Genomic DNA, 23520 nt, shown 5'->3' on the forward strand with positions numbered 1-23520 from the left:
CCGAGGCGTGGAGGGGGAGGAGGGGAGATCGGCCAAACGGCGAACAGGAGAGGTGCACGTCACCTAGGTTGCCTCGGTAACCGCCACCCCCCAAGGAGCCCGCACGTGCCTGCCCACGAATCTCCTCTCGTCCGGTTGGAGCGCCACGCGCGCAATCGCGCGCTCGAGGTCGCCGTGACGGAGCTGCGGGACGGGACGTGGACCTCGCTCACGTGGAACGAGCTCTACCGGCGGGTGATCGACGGCGCTGCCGGCATGATCGAGGCCGGGGTCAACCCCGGTCAGGTCGTCGTCATCCGGGTCGCGACCGGTGCCCGCCAGCTCGAGCTCGAGCTCGCCACCCGGGTCGCCGGGGCGGTGCCGCTGCTGCTCCCCGAGCACCTCGACGCTGCGGAGGTGGGTCGGCTCCTCGACGAGGTCGAGGTGCGCCTCGTCGTCGTCGACCACGAGAGCCGGTTGTCTCTGCTGCGGCGTGCCGCCCTGGCCGACGCCCAGCTCTTCGAGTGCGACGACCGCTCGTGGGAACGCCTGCGGGGGATGGGGCTCGAGCGGCGCAAGCGCCAGCCCGACCTGCTGCCCTGGGTCGCCGACGCCCGCGCCGGCGCATCGTCCTCGCCGGTGCTGGGACTGCCGCGGGAGAAGAGCCAGGCGTGGCTCTTCCGGCCCGAGTGCTCCGGCGCGCTGTCCGACCTCACCGGCACCGACGTCGTCCTGCTGACCGGTGAGGCGACCGACCGCTTCACGACCGTCGCGCGCGACGCGCACCTCACGTCGGGGTGCACCCTCGCGTGGGTCGAGACTCCCGACCAGCTCGAGGGCGCCCTCACCCACGTCCGACCCACGCACGTGCTGCTCGACCGCGAGGCGGCCAGGGTGCTGGAGCACCTGCTGGAGTCCGCCACCGTCAACGGGTCCGCGTGGCACGAGACGCCCCGCGACGTGCTGGAGGCGATGTCGGCCCAGGTGGCCGAGGCGCGCCAGGGCTCGCGGGCGCGCAAGCTCGCCGCCGAGGTGTCCGCCCTCGCTCCCTGGTGGGGCGACCGGCTGCGGGTGCTGGTGATGGACGCCCGGGTCAACCGCACCATCAGCGGCCTGGCCACGACGTTGGGCTTCCGCATCGGTCGCGTCGCGCACCACCCGGCCATCCGCCTCGAGCTGTCGCGCGAGCACGCCGTGGTCGCCGTACCCGCAGCGCCGAAGGTCGAGGCGTCCTCGGCGTCGCTCCCGCGCCGTGGGCGGGCGGGCGAGGGCCTGGACTCCGCCTTCTCGCTCGCCGGCAGCACCGGCTCCTGAGCACGCCCCGGCTCCAGCCGGGGACACGATTCCCACACGAGCCGGACAACGGCGGGTAAAGAGCCTGCGGGTGTCCCGCCATCTCCCCGAGAGTGATCAAGCAATCAACTTGATTCTCGGGGGGAGAGTCCACGATGGGCCACGTACCGGTCGCTCGCGCACAGGCGCTTCCTGGTCGCACCGCGCCACCCGTCCGCGCATCCGCATGGCAGGCGATCTCGCGCCACGCCCGTGACCGCGCCGACGACGTCGCGTACGTCCTCGCCGCGCCCGCGGGCCCCGTCCCCCGCACGTGGGCGGACGTGGCCCACGGCGTCGAACGCGCGGCCGCGGGTCTCGTCCGCAGCGGCCTGAGGGTCGACCAGGTCGTGGTGTCCCTGCTGCCGGCCGACCACGCCCACCCCGAGCTCGACCTGGCGCTGCGGACCGTGGGCGCGGTCGTGGTCCACGTCGGACCCGACGCCGGTGCCGACGACCTCGCCCGCGAGCTGGCCGGCGTCGACGTACGCCTCGTGGTGGCCGACGGGGCGGACGACGTCGCCCGCCTCGACGGCATCCCGCTGCCCCGTGCGGAGCTCTTCACGCTGGACGGTGGCCGCGGATGGGCGCGGCTCCTCGAGCTCGGCGCCGAGCGGCTGGTGATGGACCCCGAGGTCGTCCAGCGCGCCGACAGCATCGTGGACCCGGCCGGTGTCGAGCCGCGGTTCTTCTCCGGCACGACGCCCCTCATGCGGGCGCCGAAGGCCTCGCTCCGGGACGGTGTCTTCGACCCCCGGGCGGTGGCCCTGGTCGCCGGTGACCCCGCCGACCCGCTGCTGCACGTGGTGCGTGAGACGCACCTGTTCGTCGGCTTCACCCTGTGCGTCGTGCAGGACGCCGACCGGCTCCGCGACGTCGCCGCGCACACCCGCCCGACCGTCCTGGTCGTGCCGGAGCAGCGCGCCGAGACGTTGCTCGCGGTCCTCGCGGTCCTCGCGCCGCCGCCCCCGGCGGCCCGTCGCTCGCGCGGGTGGCGGAGCGGCGCCGGCCGCACGCACGGCAACACCTCGTCCATGACCACGGGGCCGCTCGTGGTGACACCCGCGCCGAGCGAGGAGGTGCGCGCGAGCGTGGCCGCGCTGGGCGGCACCGTGGAGATCGCCGACCTGGCCGACCCGAGGCCGGCCGACCTGCCCGAGCTGCCGCCGGTGGTGATGGGCGACGCCGCCCTGCTGCCGCGACGGTCGCGCCGCTCGCCGGGCGACCACTTCGGCCTCCGCCTCGAGCCGGAGATCGACGCCTCGGCGTTCCTGCCGTCGCTCCCCCTCATGTCGGGGGAGTCCTTCCTCGACCAGCTGCTTCTCTCGCGCGCCCGCCAGGCAGCCGAGTGAGGGCGCGGCGACAACGCCGCGCCGGCACCGGGGCAACCGCTCTGGGGCCACTCCCACTTCCCGCCGCACGCCGCGGCGGGGAACCACACGAAAGGCACCACATGACCAACGTGGACGTGATCCTCAAGGAAGCAGTCGGCATCGACGGCGCGATCGCCGCGCTGCTCGTCGACTACCAGTCCGGGATGGCGCTGGGCCAGGCCGGCGACGCCGCCGCCCTCAACCTCGACATCGCCGCCGCCGGCAACACCGACGTGGTGCGGGCCAAGATGCGCACGATGGAGAGCCTCGGCCTCGACGACCAGATCGAGGACATCCTGATCACCCTCGGCAAGGCCTACCACCTGATCAACCTGCCCAAGGGTCACCCGGGCCTGTTCATCTACCTCGTGCTCGACAAGAGCCGCGCCAACCTCGCGATGGCGCGCCACAAGCTGGCCTCGCTCTCCACCCAGATCGAGATCTGAGCCTGGCGGGACCGGGTCAGGAGCGGTAGACGATCACCTTGTCGCCGAGCCTGACCCGGTCGAACAGCCAGGCCACGACCGCGCGGTCGCGCACGTTGACGCAGCCGTGGGACGCCCCGTTGTAGCCGTTGGCCGCGAAGTCGGGGGAGTAGTGCACGGCCTGCCCGCCCGAGAAGAACATCGCGAACGGCATCGGGGTGTTGTAGAGGCTCGACACGTGGTCGCGCGACTTGCGGAACACCGTGAACGCCCCCTCGCGGGTGGGCAGCTCGTCGGAGCCGAAGCGGACCTCGACGGTCTCGAGGACGGAGCCGTCGACGACCCAGCGCAGCGAGCGCGACGTCTTGTCGACGCACATCGCCCGGCCCGTGAGGCAGCGCGGGTCGAGGGCGGGGCCGGAGGGCACGATGTTGAAGAGCTCGGCCTTGGTCGGCTCGCGGGTCATCTCCTTGAGCCGCGTGAGGGTGCGCCGGTCGACCGCACCGGTCACCGGGATCCGGCGCTTGGCCTGGAACCCCTCCACCGCCTTCACGGTCGCCTGCGTGTAGCGACCGGTCACCCGGGCGTCGTACCAGCGGACCTGCGTGAGCCGGGCCTGGACCTGGCGCACCCACATGCCGGCGTCGCCACGTTGCAGCAGCGGCTTGCCGGGCGTGTAGACGTTGTGCAGCGCCTCGGTCGTCGGCTGGGTCGTGAGGCTGACGATCTTGAGCCACGTGCGCTCGTCCACCACGCCGTCGGCGGTCCAGCCGCGCCGACGCTGGACGGTCGCGACGCCGTCGCGCGTCTCGCGGTCGAAGGTGTTGGTCACGACCTCGGAGTGGAGGCCGAGCTGGTGCAGCCGGCTCTGGAGCACCCGCACCCGCCAGCCGCGGTCGCCGAGCTGCATCGGCGCGAAAGCGGCACGTGAGCCCGACGCGGAGGGCGCAGCGGCGGCGGACGCGGAGCCGCTCGCGGCGACGCCCGTGAGGGTGGTCAGGGCGCAGAGCAGCGCAAGGACGAGCGCGAGTGCGCGGTGGCGTGACATGTGGGTCCTCCCGGGAAGCCAGCGACGTGGTGATCATAGGGACGCACGACGACACCCCCACGTTGCGCCTCCCGGGGTTCGGACGCCTACGCTCGCGGCGTGGCCCGCGCTGACCTGGACAAGCAACCGACCGACGTACGTCGCATGTTCGACACCGTGGCCAAGCGCTACGACCTCACCAACGACCTCATGACGGCCGGCATCCAGCGCACCTGGCGCCGGGCGATGGTCGACGCCGTCGCACCGCAGCGCGGCGACCTGGTCCTCGACCTCGCGGCCGGCACCGGGTGCTCGAGCGAGCCCTTCGGCGCCCACGGGGCGACCGCCGTGCCGTGCGACTTCTCCGTCGGCATGCTCCAGCAGGGCAAGAAGGACCGGCCCTCGCTGCCGTTCGTCGCCGGCGACGGCACCCGGCTGCCGTTCCTGGACGACACCTTCGACGCGGTGACGATCTCCTACGGGCTGCGCAACTTCGTCGACCCGGTCGCGGGGCTGAGGGAGATGCTCCGCGTCACGCGCCCGGGCGGTCGCCTCGTCGTGTGCGAGTTCAGCACGCCCACCAACGGCGCGCTTCGCACCCTCTACCTCGACGGCTTCATGCAGGCCCTGCCCCGGATCGCCTCGCTCACCGCGAGCGCAGCCGACGCCTACGTCTACCTCGCGGAGTCGATCCGTGCCTGGCCCGACCAGGAAGGGCTCGCCGCGATGGTCGCCGAGGCCGGCTGGCAGCGTCCCGAGTGGCGCAACCTCACGGGCGGCATCGTCGCCCTGCACCGCGCCACCGCCTGATCACCGCACGCTGTATTTAGGTGACGTCCGCGTTGCCTAAATGCGCAGGTCAGGGCGGCATCGGCCGCCTCCGAATGGTCTGCACCCCGACGTGACGCACGCCGCACCGGAGTCCTAGACTGTGGCCCGCGCCACTCGTGAAGCCGTTCACAAAGTCACATGCCCGTCTGGGCGGGCGCAGGTCCACCGGAAGGGAAGCGATGGAGCTCTACACGCCGATCCTGGCGCTGGCACTCATCGCGACGGGCTTCGCGGTCTTCTCCGTGATCATGAGCGCCGTCGTGGGTCCCAAGCGCTACAACCGGGCCAAGCTCGACTCCTACGAGTGCGGCATCGAGCCGACGCCGCAGCCCGTGGGCGGCGGCAGGATCCCGGTGAAGTACTTCATCACCGCGATGCTCTTCATCGTCTTCGACATCGAGATCATCTTCCTCTACCCGTGGGCCGTCCACTTCGACCAGATGGCCCTCTTCGGCCTCGTCGAGATGGTCCTCTTCATCGCAACTGTGTTCGTGGCGTACGCGTACGTGTGGCGCCGCGGCGGACTGGACTGGGACTGAGCCATGGGACTTGAAGAGAAGCTGCCGAGCGGCGTCCTGCTGACGACCGTCGAGGGCGTCGCGGGCTACATGCGCAAGGCGTCGTTCTGGCCCGCCACCTTCGGCCTGGCCTGCTGCGCCATCGAGATGATGACCACCGGCGGCCCCAAGTACGACCTCGCCCGCTTCGGCATGGAGGTCTTCCGCGCCAGCCCGCGGCAGGCCGACCTGATGATCGTCGCCGGCCGGGTGAGCCAGAAGATGGCCCCGGTCCTGCGCCAGATCTACGACCAGATGCCCGAGCCCAAGTGGGTCCTCGCGATGGGTGTGTGCGCCTCGTCGGGCGGCATGTTCAACAACTACGCGGTCGTCCAGGGCGTCGACCACGTCGTCCCCGTCGACATGTACCTCCCCGGTTGCCCGCCGCGCCCGGAGATGCTCATCGACGCGATCCTCAAGCTGCACGACCAGGTCCAGCACACCAAGCTGGGCGCCAACCGTCGTGACGAGGTCGCCGAGCTCGAGACCGCCGCCCTGCGCGCGCTGCCCACCTCGGAGATGAAGGGCCTTCTGCGGTGACCGACAAGCCAGACGAGAAGCACGCCGGCAAGGCCCAGGACGAGTCGGACGACAAGACGGACAAGAACGAGGCGGCGCGTCCCGCCGAGGAGCGCAACCTCGAGAAGGCCAAGTCCGAGACCGGCACCGGCAGCGGCGTCGGGCAGCCCGCGCCCGAGCAGTCGCCGGAGAACCTCCCCGCACCGACCGGAGAGGTGCACGCCGTCGGCGAGCGCCGCGGCATGTTCGGCGTCAGCGGCACCGGCGACACCTCCGGCTACGGCGGACTCGTCAGCGCGAAGGTCTTCCCGGCCCCGTCGCAGAAGCCCTACGGCGGCTGGTTCGACGAGGTGGCGGGCGCGCTGGAGGCGCGGCTCGAGGCCACCGACCTCGCCTCGGCCATCGAGAGCGTCGTGGTGCACCGCGGCGAGATCACCTTCCACGTCCGCCGCGAGGACCTGCCCTTCGTGGCGCAGATGCTGCGTGACGACGAGGCGCTGCGGTTCGAGCTCTGCTCCGGTGTCAGCGGTGTCCACTACCCCGACGACCACGGTCGCGAGCTGCACGCCGTCTACCACCTGACGTCGATGACCCACAACCGCCTGATCCGCGTCGAGGTCACCGCGCCGGACAGCGACCCCCACCTGCCGAGCCTGGTGAGCATCTACCCGACGCTCGACTGGCACGAGCGCGAGACGTACGACATGTTCGGGCTGATCTTCGACGGTCACCCCGCTCTGACCCGGGTGCTCATGCCGGACGACTGGCCGGGCCACCCGCAGCGCAAGGACTACCCCCTCGGCGGCATCCCCGTGGAGTACAAGGGTGGGTCCATCCCTCCGCCGGACCAGCGAAGGTCGTACAACTGATGACTACCGAACAGGACTTCTACGCCGCGCCCGGCGACACCAGCCAGGGCAAGGTCTTCACCGTCACCGGCCAGGACTGGGACTCGATCACGCAGAGCATCGGCGAGTCCGCCGAGGAGCGGGTCGTGGTCAACATGGGCCCGCAGCACCCGTCGACCCACGGGGTGCTCCGCCTCATCCTGGAGCTCGAGGGCGAGACGGTCACCGAGGCCCGCTGCGGCATCGGCTACCTGCACACGGGCATCGAGAAGAACATGGAGTACCGCTCGTGGGTGCAGGGCACGACGTTCTGCACCCGCATGGACTACCTCTCCCCGTTCTACAACGAGGCGACCTACGCGCTCGGTGTCGAGCGGCTGCTCGACATCGAGGACGACATCCCGGAGAAGGCGCAGGTCATGCGGGTGCTCCTCATGGAGCTCAACCGGATGTCCTCCCACCTGGTCGCCATCGCGACCGGCGGGATGGAGATCGGCGCCCTGACCGTCATGACGATCGGCTTCCGCGAGCGTGAGCTCGTGCTCGACCTGTTCGAGCTGATCACCGGCCTCCGGATGAACCACGCGTTCATCCGTCCCGGCGGCGTCGCGCAGGACCTGCCGCCCGGCGCGCTCGACGAGATCCGCGACTTCATCGCCCTGATGAGGAAGCGGCTTCCGGAGTACGCAGCCCTCTGCAACGCCAACCCGATCTTCAAGGGCCGCCTCGAGGGCGTCGGCCACCTCGACCTCGCCGGGTGCATCGCGCTCGGACTCACCGGTCCCGTGCTCCGCTCCACGGGCTACGCCTGGGACCTGCGCAAGACCCAGCCCTACTGCGGCTACGAGGACTACGACTTCGAGGTCCAGACCTGGGACACCGCCGACTCCTACGGCCGGTTCCGCATCCGACTCAACGAGATGTGGGAGTCGCTCAAGATCGTCGAGCAGGCCGCCGACCGCCTCGCCGGCCTCGAGGGCGCGCCCGTGATGGTGGGCGACAAGAAGATCGCGTGGCCCAGCCAGCTCGCCATCGGCAGCGACGGCATGGGCAACAGCCTCGACCACATCCGCCACATCATGGGCGAGTCGATGGAGGCACTGATCCACCACTTCAAGCTGGTCACCGAGGGCTTCCGCGTCCCGGCCGGCCAGGCCTACGTCCCGATCGAGTCGCCTCGCGGCGAGCTGGGCGCCCACGTCGTCTCCGACGGCGGCACGCGTCCCTTCCGTGCGCACTTCCGCGACCCTTCGTTCACCAACCTGCAGGCGACGAGCGTGATGAGCGAGGGCGGCATGGTTGCCGACGTCATCGTCGCCATCGCCTCGATCGACCCCGTCATGGGAGGAGTCGACCGATGAGTCACCCCACGAACCTCTCGTTCTCCCTCGCTCCGCTCCTCCGTCCGACAACTTCGAGGGGACCCCGACGATGACCGTTCAGTCCAACGGGGCCAACGGCCTCGAGCGCGCCGGCCTGGGTGAGAAGACCTGGGCGGAGATGCGCGAGATCGCGGACCGCTACCCCGAGAAGCGCTCCGGCCTGCTGCCGATGCTGCACCTGGTGCAGTCGGTCGAGGGCCGGATCACGCCCGAGGGCATCGAGGCGTGCGCGGAGATCCTCGGGATCAGCGCCGCCGAGGTCAACGGGGTCGCGACGTTCTACACGATGTACAAGCGCAAGCCGGTCGGCGACTACCACGTCGGCGTCTGCACCAACACGCTGTGCGCGGTCATGGGCGGCGACCTGATCTTCGAGCGGCTCAAGGACCACCTCGACGTCGGCAACGACGAGACCACCGAGGACGGCAAGATCACCCTCGAGCACGTCGAGTGCAACGCGGCCTGCGACTACGCCCCGGTGATGATGGTCAACTGGGAGTTCATGGACAACCAGACGCCCGAGTCGGCCGTCCAGGTCGTCGACGACCTGCGCGCCGGCCGGGAGGTCCACTCGACCCGCGGTCCGCGGCTGTGCACCTGGCGCGAGGCCGAGCGCGTGCTCGCCGGCTTCCCCGACGACCGCGCCGACGAGGGGCCGGCCGCCGGCCCCGCCTCGCTGGCCGGCCTGGCCGTCGCCCGCGAGAAGGGCTGGACGGCGGGCGCCGACAGGTCAGCCACCGAATCCTCGGGAGCCAAGGGAGAGAACTCGTGACGGACACCCTCACCCCGGTCCTCACCGACAACTGGGACGCCGACCGCGCCTGGACGTTGGCGTCGTACGAGGAGCGCGGTGGCTACGCCGCCCTCGACAAGGCGTTCGCGATGACGCCCGACGCCGTCATCGACACCGTCAAGGACTCCGGCCTCCGCGGCCGCGGTGGCGCCGGCTTCCCGACGGGCATGAAGTGGGGCTTCATCCCGCAGGACAACCCGAGGCCGAAGTACCTCGTCGTCAACGCCGACGAGTCAGAGCCCGGGACGTGCAAGGACATCCCGCTTATGATGGCCAGCCCCCACACGCTGGTCGAGGGCGTCATCGTCAGCTCCTACGCCATCCGCGCCAACACCGCGTTCATCTACGTGCGCGGCGAGGTCCTCCACGTCATCCGCCGCCTGCAGCGCGCGGTGCAGGAGGCCTACCTGGCCGGCCACCTCGGCAAGAACATCCACGGCTCGGGCTACGACCTCGACCTCATCGTGCACGCCGGTGCCGGCGCCTACATCTGCGGCGAGGAGACGGCCCTGCTCGAGGGCCTCGAGGGTCGCCGCGGCCAGCCGCGCCTGCGGCCGCCGTTCCCCGCCGTCGCCGGCCTCTACGCCAGCCCGACGGTGATCAACAACGTCGAGTCGATCGCGTCGGTGCCGAGCATCATCACCAACGGCGCCGCCTGGTTCGCCGGCATGGGCACCGAGAAGTCCAACGGCTTCGGCATCTTCAGCCTGTCGGGTCACGTGACGAACCCGGGCCAGTACGAGGCGCCGCTGGGCATCACCCTGCGTGAGCTCATCGACCTCGCCGGCGGGATGCGCGAGGGCCACGAGCTGAAGTTCTGGACGCCCGGCGGGTCGAGCACCCCGCTCCTGACGCCGGAGCACCTCGACGTGCCGCTCGACTTCGAGTCCGTCGGCGCCGCCGGCTCCATGCTCGGCACGCGCGCCCTGCAGCTCTTCGACGAGACCACCTGCGTGGTGCGCGCCGTGCTGCGGTGGACCGAGTTCTACAAGCACGAGTCGTGCGGCAAGTGCACGCCGTGCCGCGAGGGCACGTGGTGGCTGACGCAGACGATGGCCCGCCTCGAGAAGGGCCAGGGCGACGAGGGCGACCTCGACCTGCTGCTCGACCAGTGCGACAACATCCTGGGCCGCTCGTTCTGCGCCCTCGGCGACGGTGCGACCAGCCCGATCTCGAGCTCGATCCAGCACTTCCGCGACGAGTACCTCGCACACCTGACCCACGGCGGCTGCCCGTTCGACCCGGCCGCCTCGACCGCCTTCGCACCCGTGGGAGCAACCGCATGACGACCACCCCCGAGCGCACGGAGGTCGAGACCGTCACCCTGACCATCGACGGCGTCCAGGTCAGCGTCCCCAAGGACACCCTGGTCATCCGCGCCGCCGAGCAGGTCGGCGTGCAGATCCCGCGCTTCTGCGACCACCCGCTGCTCGACCCGGTCGGCGCGTGCCGCCAGTGCCTGGTCGACATCCCCGACGCCGGCAACGGACGTGGCTTCCCCAAGCCGCAGGCCTCGTGCACCCTGCCGGTCGCGGAGGGCATGGTCGTCAACACGCAGGCGACCAGCGAGGTCGCCGACAAGGCGCAGCAGGGAATCATGGAGTTCCTGCTCATCAACCACCCGCTCGACTGCCCCGTCTGCGACAAGGGCGGCGAGTGCCCCCTCCAGAACCAGGCTATGAGCAACGGCCGTGGCGAGAGCCGGTTCGCCGAGCGCGGCGGCATCAAGCGCACCTTCCCCAAGCCGATCAACATCTCCGCCCAGGTCCTGCTCGACCGCGAGCGCTGCGTGCTGTGCGCCCGCTGCACCCGCTTCTCCGAGCAGGTCGCCGGCGACCCCTTCATCGCCCTCGCCGAGCGTGGCGCGCTGCAGCAGGTCGCGATCTACGAGCGCGAGCCCTACGAGAGCTACTTCTCCGGCAACGCGATCCAGATCTGCCCGGTGGGTGCGCTCACGTCGGCCGACTACCGTTTCCGCTCGCGTCCCTTCGACCTCGTCTCCACGCCGGGTGTCGCCGAGCACGACGCCTGTGGTGCCGCGATCCGCGTCGACCACCGGCGCGGCAAGGTCATGCGGCGCCTCGCCGGAAACGACCCCGAGGTCAACGAGGAGTGGATCAGCGACAAGGACCGCTTCGCGTTCCGCTACGCCCAGGTCGCGGACCGGATCACCTACCCGCAGGTGCGCGAGACCCTGCCCAATGGTGAACGGGGCGAGCTGCGCCCCGCGTCGTGGACCGAGGCGTTCGCCGTCGCCGCCCGCGGCCTCCGCGACGCCGGCGCCGCGGCCGTGCTCACCGGCGGCCGGCTCACCGCCGAGGACGCCTACGCCTACGCCAAGTTCGCCCGGGTCTCCCTGGGCACCAACGACATCGACTTCCGCGCCCGCCCGCACACCGCGGAGGAGGCGAGCTTCCTCGCCTCCCACGTCGCGCTGTCCGGTGACGTCACCTACGCCGACCTCGAGGCCGCGCCCGTCGTGGTGCTGCTCGGCCTCGAGCCCGAGGACGAGGCGGCCACGCTCTTCCTGCGGCTGCGCAAGGCTGCCCAGCGCGGTCGTACGCAGGTCGTGTCCGTGGCGTCCTACGCCTCGCGCGGACTGACGAAGATGAACGGCCGGCTCGTGCCCGCCGCTCCCGGCACCGAGGTCGAGGTGATCGGCTCCCTCAAGGACGCCGAGCACGGCGTCACCAAGGACGCCGTCATCCTGGTCGGCGAGCGCCTGGCCCAGACGCACGGCGCGCTCAGCGCCGCCGCCGACCTTGCGGCCGGCACCGGTGCCCGCATCGCCTGGGTGCCGCGACGTGCCGGTGACCGCGGCGCGGTCGAGGCCGGCGCACTGCCCAACCTGCTGCCCGGCGGACGTCCGCTCACCGAGGCGTCCGCGCGCGTCGACCTGGGCGCCGCGTGGGGTGCGGACTCCCTGCCGGCCAAGGTCGGCCGTGACGGCAACGCGATCGTCGCGGCGCTGGCCAAGGGTGACCTCGGCGGCCTCGTCGTCGGTGGGGTCGACCCCGACGACACCGCCGACCCGGCCGCGTTCCGCGCCGCCCTCGACGCCGCCCGCTTCGTCGTCAGCCTCGAGCTGCGCGAGACCGACGTGACCCGCGTGGCCGACGTCGTCCTGCCGGTGGCCCCGGTCACCGACAAGGCCGGCACCTTCGTCACGTGGGACGGACGTGCGCGGTCCTTCGACGCGGTGTTCGCCAACCCGGCCTCGCTGCCCGACCTGCGTGTCCTGTCCGGCATCGCCGACGAGCTCGCCGCGATCGGTCACGGACGCCCGCTCGGCTTCCGCACGGTCGCGGAGGTGCGCGACGAGATGCAGTCCCTCGGCCCGTGGGACGGTGCCCGTCCGGCGCTCGACGCCGGCAAGCCGCCGAAGCCGGTCAAGGCGCCGAGGAAGGGCGAGACCGCGTTCGCCCTCGCCACCTGGAAGCAGCTCGTGGACCTCGGCTCGATGCAGGACGGCGAGGAGCACCTGCGTGCCACCGCCCGCAGGCCGGTCGCCCGCGTCAGCCGCGCGTCGTACGAGTCCGTGCTCGGCATGCTCGAGGCACAGCCCGGCGGCGATCAGCTCGTCACGGTCACCGGTGACCGCGGCAGCGTGACGCTGCCCGTCGTCGTCGCCGACATGCCCGACGGCGTCGTCTGGGTCCCGGCCCGGTCCTTCGGCCGCGGCGTCCTCGCCGAGCTGGCCTCGCCCGGCAGCACGGTCACCCTGAAGGGAGCCACCTCATGATGCAGCTCGCTCCGCTGGCAGCGGACCTGCCCGACCCGGGCCTGGCCGCCTTCGGCCACGACCCGTGGTGGGTGATCCTGCTCAAGGCCGTGTTCATCTTCCTGATCCTGGTGCTGCTGACGCTGTTCAACATCTGGTTCGAGCGCCGCGTCGTCGCCCGGATGCAGCACCGCGTCGGCCCCAACGTGCACGGCCCCTTCGGCCTCCTGCAGTCGCTCGCCGACGGCGTGAAGCTGGCGCTCAAGGAGGACATCGTCCCCAAGGCGGCCGACAAGGTCGTCTTCCTCATCGCGCCGGTCATCGCGGTCGTGCCCGCCTTCGTCACGTGGTCGGTCATCCCGCTCGGCCCCGTGGTCAACTTCTTCGGGCACGAGACCCCGCTGCAGCTCACCGACATGCCGGTGGCGGTGCTCTTCATGCTCGCCATCGCCTCGATCGGCATCTACGGCATCGTCCTCGGCGGCTGGTCCTCCGGCTCGACGTACTCCCTGCTGGGTGGCCTGYGCTCGAGCGCGCAGATGATCTCCTACGAGGTCGCGATGGGCCTCGCGCTCGTGGCGGTCTTCCTCTACGCCGGGTCGATGTCGACGTCGGAGATCGTCGCCGCGCAGGACCGGCTGTGGTTCGGCCTGATCCTGCTGCCGTCGTTCATCATCTACGTGATCTCGATGGTCGGCGAGACCAACCGTGCCCCCTTCGACCTCCCCGAGGCCGAGGGCGAGCTGGTCGGCGGCTTCCACACCGAGTACTCCAGCCTGAAGTTCGCGCTGTTCTTCCTGGCCGAGTACATCAACCTCGCCACCGTGTCGGCCATCGCCACGACGCTGTTCCTCGGCGGCTGGGCGGCACCGTGGGGCATCGAGAACGTGTGGGAGGGCGCCAACAGCGGCTACTGGCCCCTGCTCTGGTTCTTCGGCAAGGTCTTCTGCTTCATCTTCCTGTTCGTCTGGCTGCGCGGCTCGCTGCCCCGCATGCGCTACGACCAGTTCATGGCGCTGGGCTGGAAGATCCTGATCCCCGTCTCGCTGGCCTGGATCGTGGCCGTCGCGACCATCCGCGTCATCTCGCTCGAGGGCAACATCAACCGCACCTACCTCGTCGCCGCGATCGCCGTCCTGCTCGTCCTCACCGTGGCGCTGATGTTCGTCGGCGACCGGGGCGACAAGTCGGACGAGGAGAGCGCGGTCGAGGCGAGCGACGAGCCGCACGACGCGTTCGCCGGCGGCTTCCCCGTGCCGCCGATGCCCGCGGGTGGCGCCGTGCGCGGAGGCGCCGCGCCGCTGACGTTCGCCCAGAGCCGCACCACCGTCACCGCTTCAGCGGAGGAGAACCATGAGTGAGTCCCCTCAGTCCGGGCAGGGGTCCAAGGGCATCAAGGAGAGCCTCTGGGACCCGATCGCCGGGTTCGGCGTCACCTTCAGGACGATGTTCAAGAAGGTCGTCACCGAGCAGTACCCGTTCGAGAAGCTCCCGACGGCACCGCGCTTCCACGGCCGCCACCAGCTCAACCGCTGGCCCGACGGCCTGGAGAAGTGCATCGGCTGCGAGCTGTGCGCGTGGGCCTGCCCGGCCGACGCCATCTACGTGGAGGGTGCGTCCAACGTCGACCTCCCCGACGGCTCGGGACGCTTCAGCCCCGGCGAGCGCTACGGCCGCGTCTACCAGATCAACTACCTGCGCTGCATCCTGTGCGGGCTGTGCATCGAGGCGTGCCCGACCCGCGCGCTGACGATGACCAACGAGTACGAGCTGGCCGACAACAACCGCGCCGACCTCATCTACGAGAAGTCCGACCTGCTGGCCCCGCTGCTGCCGGGCATGGAGGAGCCGCCGCACGCGATGCGGCTCGGCGACGACGAGGGCGACTACTACCGGGGGACCGCTCGATGACGTTCTGGATCCTGGCCCCGATCATGGTGGCCGCCGCGCTGGGCATCCTGTTCGTCCGCAAGGCCGTGCACGCCGCGCTGCTGCTCGCCGTGGTGATGATCAGCCTGGCGTTCCTCTACGCCGTGCTCGACGCCCCGTTCCTCTTCGCGGTGCAGATCATCGTCTACACCGGCGCGATCCTCATGCTGTTCCTCTTCGTGATGATGCTGATCGGCGTCGACGCGACCGACTCCGTCGTGGAGACGATCCGCGGCCAGCGCGTGATGGCGGTGGTCCTCGGCCTGCTCTTCGGCTTCGTGCTGGTCCTCGGCATCAGCCAGGTCACGCTCGGCACGGTGGTCGGGCTCGACGAGGCCAACGCCGGCGGCAACGTCCCGGCGATCGCCAACATCCTGTTCTCCCGCTACGTGTTCGCCTTCGAGGCGACCAGCGCCCTGCTCATCACCGCCGCGCTCGGCGCGATGGTGCTCGCCCACCGCGAGCGCCTGGCCCCGAAGCAGACGCAGGCCGACCAGGCCGCCCAGCGCATGCGCGACTACGCCGAGCACGGCAAGCACCTGGGCCCGCTGCCCTCGCCGGGCGTCTACGCCCGTCACAACGCGGTGGACACCCCGGCCCTGCTGCCCGACGGCACCGCCGCCGAGTCGTCGGTCTCCCGGGTGCTCGCCGCCCGCGGCACGGTCCGCTCGGCTCCCGCCCTCGCCGACGACATCGACGACGTACGCCGCCAGATCGCCGGTTTGGACGGGAAGAGTCCCGCCACGATGCCCGAGACCTCGGGCAAGGCCGGCGCGCCCGCGACGACCGAGGAGGACGTCAAGTGACCCAGTACGTAGTCCTCTCGGCGATCCTCTTCACGATCGGCTGCGTGGGTGTCCTCACCCGCCGCAACGCCATCGTGGTGTTCATGTGCATCGAGCTGATGCTGAACGCCTGCAACCTCGCGTTCGTGGCCTTCGCCCGACAGCACGGCAACCTCGACGGCCAGATCACCGCCTTCTTCGTGATGGTGGTGGCTGCCGCCGAGGTCGTGATCGGGCTCGCGATCATCATGACCATCTTCCGCACCCGACGCTCGGCCTCGGTCGACGACGCCAGCCTGCTGAAGTACTGAGGGAGCGCTCGTGAACCTGTTGTCCCACTCAGTCCTCGCGGCTGGCCTGCCGATGGCCGAGGACGGCGCCCACGCGCCCGTGATCGCGCCCGACATGGGCGCGGGCGGTGTGTTCGACCTGCTCTGGCTGGTCATCGCGCTCCCGGTGCTCGGCGCGGTCCTGCTGCTCGGCGTCGCGCCGTTCCTGCCGGCCTCGCTGAAGGCCGCCGCCGACAAGCACGGCCACCTCCTCGGCACCGCACTGGCGGGGTTGTCCTTCGTGCTCAGCCTCGTGCTGTTCTTCGCGCTGGTGGGCCGCGACGCCGAGTCGCGGCAGGTCGGCCAGCAGCTGTGGACGTGGTTCGAGACCGGCTCGCTGACGGTCGGCATGGACCTGCTCTACGACCAGCTGGCCGCGCTGTTCCTGCTCCTCATCACCGGCGTCGGGACGCTGATCCACGTCTACGCCATCGGCTACATGGAGCACGACCCGCGTCGCCGCCGCTTCTTCGGCTACCTCAACCTGTTCGTCGCGGCGATGCTCACGCTGATCCTGTCGGCCAACTTCGTGGGCCTGTTCCTGGGCTGGGAGGGCGTCGGCCTGGCGTCGTACCTGCTCATCGGCTTCTGGCAGCACAAGCCGTCGGCCGCTGCCGCCGCCAAGAAGGCGTTCGTCATCAACCGTGTCGGTGACATCGGCCTGTCGCTGGCGATCGCGCTGATGTTCGCCACCTTCGGCACCGCCGACTTCGGCGCCGTGAGCGAGCTCGCGGGGGAGGCGAGCCAGGGCACGCTCAACGCCCTCGGCCTGCTGCTCCTGCTCGGTGCGTGTGGCAAGTCCGCGCAGGTGCCGCTGCAGGCGTGGCTGCTCGACGCGATGGAGGGCCCGACCCCGGTCTCGGCCCTCATCCACGCCGCGACGATGGTCACGGCCGGCGTCTACCTCGTCGTCCGGTCCAACTTCATCTTCGACCTCACGCCCGTCGCGCAGACCGCGGTCGTCATCGTCGCCACCGTCACGCTCCTCTGGGGTGCGATCCTCGGCTGTGCCAAGGACGACATCAAGAAGGCGCTTGCCGGCTCGACGATGAGCCAGATCGGCTACATGATGCTCGCGGCCGGCCTCGGTCCGGTGGGCTACCCGTTCGCGATCTTCCACCTGCTGACGCACGGCTTCTTCAAGGCCAACATGTTCCTCGGAGCCGGCTCGGTCATGCACGGGATGAACGACGACGTCGACATGCGTCACTACGGCGCTCTCAGCAAGGCGATGCCGGTCACCTTCCTGACCTTCGCGATGGGCTACCTCGCGATCATCGGCTTCCCGGGCTTCTCCGGCTTCTGGTCCAAGGACCGGATCATCGAGACCGCCCTGGCCGACAACCTGTTCATCGGCATCCTGGCCCTGATCGGCGCGGGCATCACCGGCTTCTACATGACCCGCCTCATGCTGATGACGTTCTTCGGCGAGAAGCGCTGGGAGAAGGACGTCCACCCGCACGAGTCGCCCAAGGTGATGACGGTCCCGCTGATCGTGCTGGCTGCGCTGTCGGTGCTCGGTGGCCTTCTGCTGTTCAACGACTGGATCGTCACCTGGCTCGAGCCGGTGACCGGACACGTCGAGCACCACGAGCCGCCGCTGCCCGCGATCGTGATCACGCTGATCATCACCGCCGTCGTCGCGCTCGGCGTCGCCGCGGCCTGGTTCCTGGTGGGCAAGCGCGAGATCCCGCGCGAGGCCCCGCAGGACGTGTCGTTCGCGACCCGCGCCGCACGCGCCGACCTCTACGGTGACGCGATCAACGACGCGGTCGTCGTACGACCCGGAGCCGCGCTCGTCGGTGGTCTGGCCACCTTCGACCGCGTCGGCGTCGACGGTGTCGTCGAGGGCGGTTCGTCCGCCGTCGGCGGCCTGTCCACCACGATGCGTCGAGTCCAGAACGGCTTCGTCCGCTCCTACGCCCTGTCCCTCCTCGGTGGCGCCCTGCTGGTCGTCCTCGCTCTGCTGGCGGTGAACCTCGGATGATCCTGACTGTCCTGATCCTGCTGCCGCTCGTCGGCGCCCTCGTCACGGCCTTCGTGCCGGCCGCGGTCGCCCGGCTGGTCGGCCTCGGCTTCGCCGCCGCGACCCTGGTGGCCGGCATCGTGGTCGCTGCGCAGTACAACGCCGGCGACGGCATGCAGCTCACCGAGACCCGCACGTGGATCGAGTCGCTCGGCGTCCACTACGCGCTCGGCGTCGACGGCCTCGGCCTGCTGATGGTCCTGCTCACGGTCGTCCTCGTGCCGATCGTGCTGCTGGCCGGCTGGCACGAGTCGGAGGCGCCGGGCAACAACGGCGCGAAGGCCTTCTTCGCCTGGACCCTGGCCCTCGAGGCGATGTCGCTGGCGGTCTTCACGGCCACCGACGTGCTGCTCTTCTACGTCGTGTTCGAGGCGACGCTGATCCCGGCGTACTTCCTGATCGGCGGCTTCGGCCGGGCCGGCCGGGGCCGCGCCGCGACCAAGTTCCTCATCTACCAGCTCGCCGGCGGGCTCATCATGCTCGCCTCGGTGATCGGGCTCTACGTGGTCTCCGCCAACGCGGGCAACCCGAGCTTCCTGATCAGCGACCTGGCCGCGCTCGACATCGACGAGACCACGCAGCGCTGGCTGTTCGTCGGCTTCTTCATCGCCTTCGCGATCAAGGCGCCGATGTTCCCGGTCCACACGTGGCTGGCCGACACGACCGAGAAGGCGACCACCGGCACCTCGGTCCTGCTGGTCTGCATCCTCGACAAGATCGGCACGTTCGGCATGCTGCGCTTCTGCCTCGGGCTGCTGCCCGACGCCTCGCAGTGGGCGACGCCGGTCGTGATCGTGCTCGCGCTGATCTCCATCGTCTACGGCGCGCTGGTCGCCATCGCCCAGGACGACGTCCTGCGCCTGATCGGCCTCACGTCGCTCTCGCACTTCGGCTTCATCGTGCTGGGCATCTTCGTGTTCAGCTCGAACGGCAGCTCCGGCGCGATCCTCTACATGGTCAACCACGGCATCGCGACGGCGCTGATGTTCCTCGTCGCCGGGTTCCTGATCCGTCGCACCGGCACCGCGTCCATCCGGGAGATGGGCGGGGTGGAGAAGGCAGCACCGCTGCTGGCCGGCTTCTTCCTCGTCGGTGGCCTCGCCGCCGCCGGCCTCCCCGGCCTGTCGCCGTTCGTCTCCGAGATGCTCGTCATCATCGCCGCGTTCGAGCACCACTGGCTGGTCGGCTCGGTCGCCGTCCTCGCGATCGTCCTCGCCGCGTTCTACGCGCTCTGGATGTACCAGCGGACGATGACCGGTCCCGAGCGGGTCGGCATGGCGCCGGTGGCCGACCTCGATCGGCGTGAGGTGGGCATCCTCGTCCCGCTGCTGCTCGCGCTCCTGCTGTTCGGCTTCTACCCGATGCCGCTGCTCGACGTCATCAACCCGTTCGTCCACGAGTCGCTCGCAAGTGTGGGCATCGGCCAGGAGGGTGGTCCCCAGTGACCGAGTTCGTGAAGCCCAGCGTCGAGTACTTCGAGCTCTGGCCGCTGCTGGCCGTCTTCGGTGTCGCCTGCCTCGGCGTCGTCGTCGAGGCGTTCCTCCCGCGCTCCATCCGCTACACCGCCCAGGTCGTGCTGGCGCTCGGTGGCCTCGTGCTCGCCCTCGTCGGCGTGGTGCTGGTCGCGCAGGACGTGCAGACGTACGACGACGGCGCCGCGCGCGGCGTGCTCGCCGTCGGCGGGACGATCGCGGTCGACGGGCCGAGCCTGTTCCTCTGGGGCCTGATCCTCGCGCTGGCCATCGGCGGCGTGCTGCTCTTCGCCGAGCGGCACCTCGACGGCGGGGTGTCGGCGTTCGCCGGCCAGGCCGCCGCCGTGCCGGGGACGGACGCGGAGACCGCCTCGATCGCGGCCAACCGCGAGCACACCGAGGTCTACCCGCTGATGATGTTCGCGGTCTTCGGCATGATGCTCTTCCCGGCGGCCAACGACCTGCTGACGATGTTCGTCGCCCTCGAGGTCCTGTCGCTGCCGCTCTACCTGCTGAGCGGGCTCGCGCGCCGCCGGCGCCTGCTCAGCCAGGAGGCTGCGCTCAAGTACTTCCTCCTCGGCGCGTTCTCCTCGGGCTTCTTCCTCTACGGTGCGGCGCTGCTCTACGGCTTCGCCGGCGCCCTGGACTTCGCCTCGATCAACGAGGCGGTGCGCAACGACGTGGGCAACCAGGCGCTGCTGCTCATCGGCACGGGCCTGCTCTCGGTCGGCCTGCTGTTCAAGGTCGGCGCCGTGCCGTTCCAGGCGTGGACGCCCGACGTCTACCAGGGCGCCCCGACCCCGGTCACCGCCTTCATGGCGGCCGGCACGAAGGTCGCGGCCTTCGGCGCGATCATGCGCCTGTTCTACGTCGCCCTCGGCGCGGACCGCTGGTCCTGGCAGCCGATGCTGTGGATCATCGCCGTGCTGTCGATGTTCGTCGGTGCCGCGCTGGCCATCACGCAGACCGACATCAAGCGCTTGCTGGCCTACTCGTCGGTCGCCCACACCGGCTTCATCCTCACCGGCGTCCTCGGCCTGCAGGCCGCCGACCAGCTGGCCGTCGGCGAGATCAGCTCGGTCCAGGCCGTGCTCTTCTACCTCGCGACCTACGGGTTCGCGACGATCGGCGCGTTCGCGGTGGTCAGCCTGGTCCGTGACGGCGCGGGTGAGACCACCGCGATCGACCGGTGGGCCGGCCTCGGCAAGGAGTCGCCGGTGGTGGCTGCGGTGTTCGCCTTCTTCCTGCTGGCCATGGCGGGCATCCCGCTCACCTCCGGCTTCGTGGGCAAGCTCGCGGTCTTCTCCGTGGCCCTGGCCGCCGGCGCCTGGCCCGTCGTGGTGGCGGCCGTCATCGCGAGCATCATCGCGGCGTTCCTCTACGTCCGGGTCATCAAGGTCATGTACTTCGACGAGCCGGTCGGCGACGGCCCGAGCGTCGCGTACCCGTCGGTGCTCACCGCGACGACCATCGCCGTCGGTGCCGCGATCACCCTCGTCCTCGGCGTGCTGCCGGGGCCGGTGCTCGATCTCGCGGCCGTTGCGGGAGAATTCATCAGGTGACCGACTCGTCCCTTGCAATGCCCGTCGTCGACGCCGCTCTCGAGCAGCGGCTGGTCGAGCGGATGGCGCGCATCGAGGTGATGCTCGCCGACCACTGCCGGGGGCGTGCTCAGTTCGTCTCGGAGGCCGCGGCGCACCTGATGATGGCCGGTGGCAAGCGCTTCCGACCGCTGCTGGTGCTGCTCGCTGCGGAGGCCGGCCCGGACCCCGACGCGGACGCGGTCGACACGGCCGCCTGCGTCGTGGAGCTGACCCACGTCGCCTCGCTCTACCACGACGACGTGATGGACGAGGCGTCCCTGCGTCGGGGCGCGACGACCGCCAACGCCCGCTGGGACAACAACGTCGCGATCCTCACCGGCGACTTCCTGTTCGGGCGCTCCTCTGAGCTCACCGCCGAGCTGGGGCCCGAGGCGGTCCTCATCCAGGCGCGTACCTTCACCCGGCTCGTCGAGGGCCAGATCATGGAGACCGTCCCGCCCGGCCCGGGCGAGGACCCGCTGGCGCACTACCTCGACGTCGTCGCCGGCAAGACGGGCTCGCTGATCGCCACGTCCGCCCGCTACGGCGCGATGTTCAGCGGCGCCCGCCCCGACGTCGTCGAGGCCCTGAGCTCCTACGGCGAGATCGTCGGCTCGGCCTTCCAGCTGACCGACGACATCCTCGACATCGCCTCCGAGTCCGACACGTCCGGCAAGACGCCCGGCACCGACCTGCGCGAGGGCGTACCCACCCTCCCCGTCCTCATGGCCCAGGCCTCCACCGACCCGGCCGACGCCCGGCTGCTGTCGCTCCTCGGCCGCCCGCTGACCGACGACGCCGAGCACGCCGAGGCCCTCGAGCTCATGCGCCGCCACCCGGCCATGGACCAGGCCCGCGACCACGTGCTGGCCGAGGCCGCCCGCGCCAAGAAGCTCCTCGAGGCCCTCGACCCGGGCCCCGTGCGTACGGCGCTGGAGTCCTTCGCCGACATCGTCGCGACCCGCTCGTCCTGACCTCGCCGCGGGGCGGTGCCTGAGCCACGTTCCACGAAGGCTCGAATGTGGGTGGGCCACCGCCGGCGCGCGTGTCGCATGCCGCCGCGCCCGTGGGCGGTGTGGGAGCCACGTTCCACGAGGCCGGGATGTGGGTGGGCCACCGCCCCCGAGAAGCTCGCTCAGACCGCGCTGGCGTGCGCCACGAGGCGCAGTTGGCGGCGGCGGTGGTTGACCGCCTCGACCGTGAAGATCGCGAGCGCGACCCAGACCAGGCCGAAACCGATCCAGCGGCTGGCGGGCATGGCCTCGTCGAAGACGAGGATGCCGAGGGCGAACTGGATGGTGGGGGCGAGGTATTGCAGCAGCCCGAGCGAGACCATCGAGACCCGGATCGCCGCGGCGCCGAAGAGCATCAGCGGGACGGCGGTGATGATGCCGGTGGTCGTGAAGAGGATCGCGTGCCCGGCGCCCTGGCTGCCGAAGGTGGACTCGCCGGTGCTGACCAGCCAGGCGATGTACGCCGCTGCGAACGGTGCGATGACCAGGGTCTCCAGCGTGATGCTCTCCACGGCTCCGACGCCCGCCTGCTTCTTGAGCAGGCCGTAGGTGCCGAAGGAGAAGGCGAGGACGAGCGCGACCCAGGGCGGGCGCCCGTAGTCGATCGTGAGCACGACGACCGCGACGAATGCGATGCCCATCGCGATCCACTGCAGGCGCCGCAGGTGCTCGCCGAGGATCAGCACGCCCATCAGCACGGTCACGAGCGGGTTGATGAAGTAGCCCAGCGAGGTCTCGACGACGCGGGCGTTGTTGACGCCCCAGATGTAGCCGCCCCAGTTGACCGTGATGACGACGGCTGCGCTGCAGATGAGGAGCAGCTTGCGGCGGTCGCGCAGCAGCGCGCGGAACTGCCCCACGCGTTGGGCCAGGACGAGGATGACGAGCATCGTGAGCACCGACCAGACGATGCGGTGGGCGAGGATCTCGATCGCGCCGGCCGGCTCGAGCAGCGTCCAGTAGAGGGGGAAGGTGCCCCAGAGGATGTAGGCCACCGCGCCGAAGATCAGTCCGCGTCGGCTATCTGGCACTCCCGGAGTGTAGAGGCGGCCGGTCGCCTACGATGGAGCGGCCTCGGGGCGTGGGACCCCGTCAGGCCACGTCGTCATCATCACTCGAGGGGGAACTCACCATGCGGACTCTCCGCACCGTCCTGTCGGCCCTGGTCGCCGCACTGCTCCTGGTCGGCGGGCTCGGCACGAGCGCCGGCGCCGGGGCGCTTCCGAAGCGCGTCATCGAGGAGGTGCCGCCGAAGACCAAGCAGGTCTCCTACAACGCCTTCAAGCTCAAGGGCACGGTGGCGGAGCCGCAGCTCGACGGCACCCTGCTGCCCTACGCCAACCAGAAGGTGAAGATCCTCAAGAAGGCGTGCGGCTCCTGCAAGTGGAAGACCGTGAAGAAGGTGAAGACCAACGACAGCGGCGTCTTCAAGACCCGCATCTTCGCCCCGGACAAGGGTCGCTGGAAGTGGCGCTCGAAGGTCGACCACTCCAACGGCTTCGGCAACACCAAGGGCAAGGTCTGGACGCTCTACTTCGACTGAGCCCCGATCCACGATCTCTCGCCTGCTGCGCGCCGCCATTCGGGCGCGCTGGC

22 protein-coding genes are annotated in these 23520 nt (G+C 70.5%); 20 read left to right on the forward strand and 2 right to left on the reverse strand.

All coding sequences use genetic code 11. The annotated features are described in order from the left end of the window. Window positions 1-105: 105 nt before the first annotated feature. From AC1DP1_RS13845 to AC1DP1_RS13855, 3 genes are all read left to right on the forward strand, one after another. A complete protein-coding gene (locus tag AC1DP1_RS13845; RefSeq protein WP_477507323.1) occupies window positions 106-1293 on the forward strand; it encodes an AMP-binding protein in 1188 nt (395 codons plus the stop codon). Window positions 1294-1427: 134 nt separating this feature from the next. Beyond that, complete coding sequence (locus tag AC1DP1_RS13850) at window positions 1428-2663, forward strand: AMP-binding protein (protein WP_477507324.1); 1236 nt, start codon at window positions 1428-1430, stop codon at window positions 2661-2663. A 101-nt stretch (window positions 2664-2764) separates the two neighbouring features. Further along, the gene (locus tag AC1DP1_RS13855; protein WP_477507325.1) at window positions 2765-3130 is read left to right on the forward strand and encodes a hypothetical protein; all 366 of its coding nucleotides are present in this window, start codon (window positions 2765-2767) and stop codon (window positions 3128-3130) included. Between the two features lie 16 nt (window positions 3131-3146). Here AC1DP1_RS13855 and AC1DP1_RS13860 read toward each other — a convergent pair whose 3' ends face one another. Then, window positions 3147-4157, reverse strand: coding sequence for a L,D-transpeptidase family protein (locus AC1DP1_RS13860; RefSeq protein WP_477507326.1), 1011 nt, complete (start codon window positions 4155-4157; stop codon window positions 3147-3149). 99 nt (window positions 4158-4256) lie between these two features. Between AC1DP1_RS13860 and AC1DP1_RS13865 the strand changes: the two genes are divergently transcribed. The 16 genes from AC1DP1_RS13865 to AC1DP1_RS13940 all read left to right on the forward strand — a co-directional run bounded on the left by AC1DP1_RS13865 (window position 4257) and on the right by AC1DP1_RS13940 (window position 21885). Beyond that, on the forward strand, window positions 4257-4946 hold the full coding sequence (locus tag AC1DP1_RS13865) for a demethylmenaquinone methyltransferase (protein ID WP_477507327.1): 690 nt from the start codon (window positions 4257-4259) through the stop codon (window positions 4944-4946). A 200-nt stretch (window positions 4947-5146) separates the two neighbouring features. Continuing rightward, a complete protein-coding gene (locus AC1DP1_RS13870; RefSeq protein WP_191194416.1) occupies window positions 5147-5506 on the forward strand; it encodes an NADH-quinone oxidoreductase subunit A in 360 nt (119 codons plus the stop codon). Window positions 5507-5509: 3 nt separating this feature from the next. Then, a complete protein-coding gene (locus AC1DP1_RS13875) occupies window positions 5510-6064 on the forward strand; it encodes a NuoB/complex I 20 kDa subunit family protein (RefSeq protein ID WP_457185661.1) in 555 nt (184 codons plus the stop codon). Continuing rightward, on the forward strand, window positions 6061-6912 hold the full coding sequence (locus AC1DP1_RS13880; protein ID WP_477507328.1) for an NADH-quinone oxidoreductase subunit C: 852 nt from the start codon (window positions 6061-6063) through the stop codon (window positions 6910-6912). Before AC1DP1_RS13875 ends, AC1DP1_RS13880 begins: the two co-directional genes overlap by 4 nt. After that, complete coding sequence (locus AC1DP1_RS13885; RefSeq protein WP_477507329.1) at window positions 6912-8252, forward strand: NADH-quinone oxidoreductase subunit D; 1341 nt, start codon at window positions 6912-6914, stop codon at window positions 8250-8252. Before AC1DP1_RS13880 ends, AC1DP1_RS13885 begins: the two co-directional genes overlap by 1 nt. Window positions 8253-8322: 70 nt before the next feature. Then, window positions 8323-9045, forward strand: a complete 723-nt coding sequence (nuoE, locus tag AC1DP1_RS13890) for an NADH-quinone oxidoreductase subunit NuoE (RefSeq protein ID WP_457185667.1) — start codon at window positions 8323-8325, stop codon at window positions 9043-9045. Then, complete coding sequence (nuoF, locus tag AC1DP1_RS13895) at window positions 9042-10352, forward strand: NADH-quinone oxidoreductase subunit NuoF (protein ID WP_477507330.1); 1311 nt, start codon at window positions 9042-9044, stop codon at window positions 10350-10352. Before nuoE ends, nuoF begins: the two co-directional genes overlap by 4 nt. Beyond that, on the forward strand, window positions 10349-12808 hold the full coding sequence (locus tag AC1DP1_RS13900) for an NADH-quinone oxidoreductase subunit G (protein WP_477507331.1): 2460 nt from the start codon (window positions 10349-10351) through the stop codon (window positions 12806-12808). Before nuoF ends, AC1DP1_RS13900 begins: the two co-directional genes overlap by 4 nt. Next, on the forward strand, window positions 12808-14148 hold the full coding sequence (gene nuoH / locus AC1DP1_RS13905) for an NADH-quinone oxidoreductase subunit NuoH (protein ID WP_477507354.1): 1341 nt from the start codon (window positions 12808-12810) through the stop codon (window positions 14146-14148). Before AC1DP1_RS13900 ends, nuoH begins: the two co-directional genes overlap by 1 nt. Further along, complete coding sequence (nuoI, locus tag AC1DP1_RS13910; protein ID WP_477507332.1) at window positions 14141-14698, forward strand: NADH-quinone oxidoreductase subunit NuoI; 558 nt, start codon at window positions 14141-14143, stop codon at window positions 14696-14698. Before nuoH ends, nuoI begins: the two co-directional genes overlap by 8 nt. Next, complete coding sequence (locus AC1DP1_RS13915) at window positions 14695-15522, forward strand: NADH-quinone oxidoreductase subunit J (protein ID WP_477507333.1); 828 nt, start codon at window positions 14695-14697, stop codon at window positions 15520-15522. The genes nuoI and AC1DP1_RS13915 overlap by 4 nt, the downstream gene beginning before the upstream one ends. Then, on the forward strand, window positions 15519-15812 hold the full coding sequence (gene nuoK, locus AC1DP1_RS13920) for an NADH-quinone oxidoreductase subunit NuoK (RefSeq protein WP_378549870.1): 294 nt from the start codon (window positions 15519-15521) through the stop codon (window positions 15810-15812). Before AC1DP1_RS13915 ends, nuoK begins: the two co-directional genes overlap by 4 nt. A 94-nt stretch (window positions 15813-15906) precedes the next feature. After that, entirely contained in the window at window positions 15907-17817 is a 1911-nt protein-coding gene (nuoL, locus tag AC1DP1_RS13925; RefSeq protein ID WP_477507355.1) for an NADH-quinone oxidoreductase subunit L, read from the forward strand. Next, complete coding sequence (locus tag AC1DP1_RS13930) at window positions 17814-19301, forward strand: NADH-quinone oxidoreductase subunit M (protein ID WP_477507334.1); 1488 nt, start codon at window positions 17814-17816, stop codon at window positions 19299-19301. Before nuoL ends, AC1DP1_RS13930 begins: the two co-directional genes overlap by 4 nt. Next, window positions 19298-20890, forward strand: coding sequence for an NADH-quinone oxidoreductase subunit NuoN (gene nuoN, locus AC1DP1_RS13935; protein WP_457185679.1), 1593 nt, complete (start codon window positions 19298-19300; stop codon window positions 20888-20890). The genes AC1DP1_RS13930 and nuoN overlap by 4 nt, the downstream gene beginning before the upstream one ends. Before the next feature lie 17 nt (window positions 20891-20907). Beyond that, window positions 20908-21885 carry a polyprenyl synthetase family protein gene (locus AC1DP1_RS13940; protein ID WP_477507356.1) on the forward strand — a complete coding sequence of 326 codons (978 nt, stop codon included), beginning with the start codon at window positions 20908-20910 and terminating at the stop codon, window positions 21883-21885. 161 nt (window positions 21886-22046) lie between these two features. Here AC1DP1_RS13940 and rarD read toward each other — a convergent pair whose 3' ends face one another. Then, the gene (gene rarD, locus AC1DP1_RS13945) at window positions 22047-22955 is read right to left on the reverse strand and encodes an EamA family transporter RarD (RefSeq protein WP_477507335.1); all 909 of its coding nucleotides are present in this window, start codon (window positions 22953-22955) and stop codon (window positions 22047-22049) included. Between the two features lie 101 nt (window positions 22956-23056). Between rarD and AC1DP1_RS13950 the strand changes: the two genes are divergently transcribed. Then, window positions 23057-23467 carry a hypothetical protein gene (locus tag AC1DP1_RS13950; protein WP_477507336.1) on the forward strand — a complete coding sequence of 137 codons (411 nt, stop codon included), beginning with the start codon at window positions 23057-23059 and terminating at the stop codon, window positions 23465-23467. Window positions 23468-23520 lie beyond the last annotated feature (53 nt).

The sequence above is a fragment of the Nocardioides sp. P4_G10 genome (assembly GCF_056401175.1).

Excerpts from the sequence above, each read along its gene's own strand:
- AC1DP1_RS13855 (WP_477507325.1), top strand. The coding sequence starts at position 2,765 with ATGACCAACGTGGACGTGATCCTCAAGGAAGCAGTCGGCATCGACGGC.
- AC1DP1_RS13875 (WP_457185661.1), top strand. The coding sequence starts at position 5,510 with ATGGGACTTGAAGAGAAGCTGCCGAGCGGCGTCCTGCTGACGACCGTC.
- nuoE (WP_457185667.1), top strand. The coding sequence starts at position 8,323 with ATGACCGTTCAGTCCAACGGGGCCAACGGCCTCGAGCGCGCCGGCCTG.
- AC1DP1_RS13930 (WP_477507334.1), top strand. The coding sequence starts at position 17,814 with ATGATCCTGACTGTCCTGATCCTGCTGCCGCTCGTCGGCGCCCTCGTC.
- nuoI (WP_477507332.1), top strand. The coding sequence starts at position 14,141 with ATGAGTGAGTCCCCTCAGTCCGGGCAGGGGTCCAAGGGCATCAAGGAG.
- AC1DP1_RS13940 (WP_477507356.1), top strand. The coding sequence starts at position 20,908 with ATGCCCGTCGTCGACGCCGCTCTCGAGCAGCGGCTGGTCGAGCGGATG.
- AC1DP1_RS13860 (WP_477507326.1), bottom strand. The coding sequence starts at position 4,157 with ATGTCACGCCACCGCGCACTCGCGCTCGTCCTTGCGCTGCTCTGCGCC.
- AC1DP1_RS13900 (WP_477507331.1), top strand. The coding sequence starts at position 10,349 with ATGACGACCACCCCCGAGCGCACGGAGGTCGAGACCGTCACCCTGACC.
- AC1DP1_RS13870 (WP_191194416.1), top strand. The coding sequence starts at position 5,147 with ATGGAGCTCTACACGCCGATCCTGGCGCTGGCACTCATCGCGACGGGC.
- AC1DP1_RS13915 (WP_477507333.1), top strand. The coding sequence starts at position 14,695 with ATGACGTTCTGGATCCTGGCCCCGATCATGGTGGCCGCCGCGCTGGGC.
- AC1DP1_RS13850 (WP_477507324.1), top strand. The coding sequence starts at position 1,428 with ATGGGCCACGTACCGGTCGCTCGCGCACAGGCGCTTCCTGGTCGCACC.
- nuoL (WP_477507355.1), top strand. The coding sequence starts at position 15,907 with ATGGGCGCGGGCGGTGTGTTCGACCTGCTCTGGCTGGTCATCGCGCTC.
- AC1DP1_RS13950 (WP_477507336.1), top strand. The coding sequence starts at position 23,057 with ATGCGGACTCTCCGCACCGTCCTGTCGGCCCTGGTCGCCGCACTGCTC.
- AC1DP1_RS13885 (WP_477507329.1), top strand. The coding sequence starts at position 6,912 with ATGACTACCGAACAGGACTTCTACGCCGCGCCCGGCGACACCAGCCAG.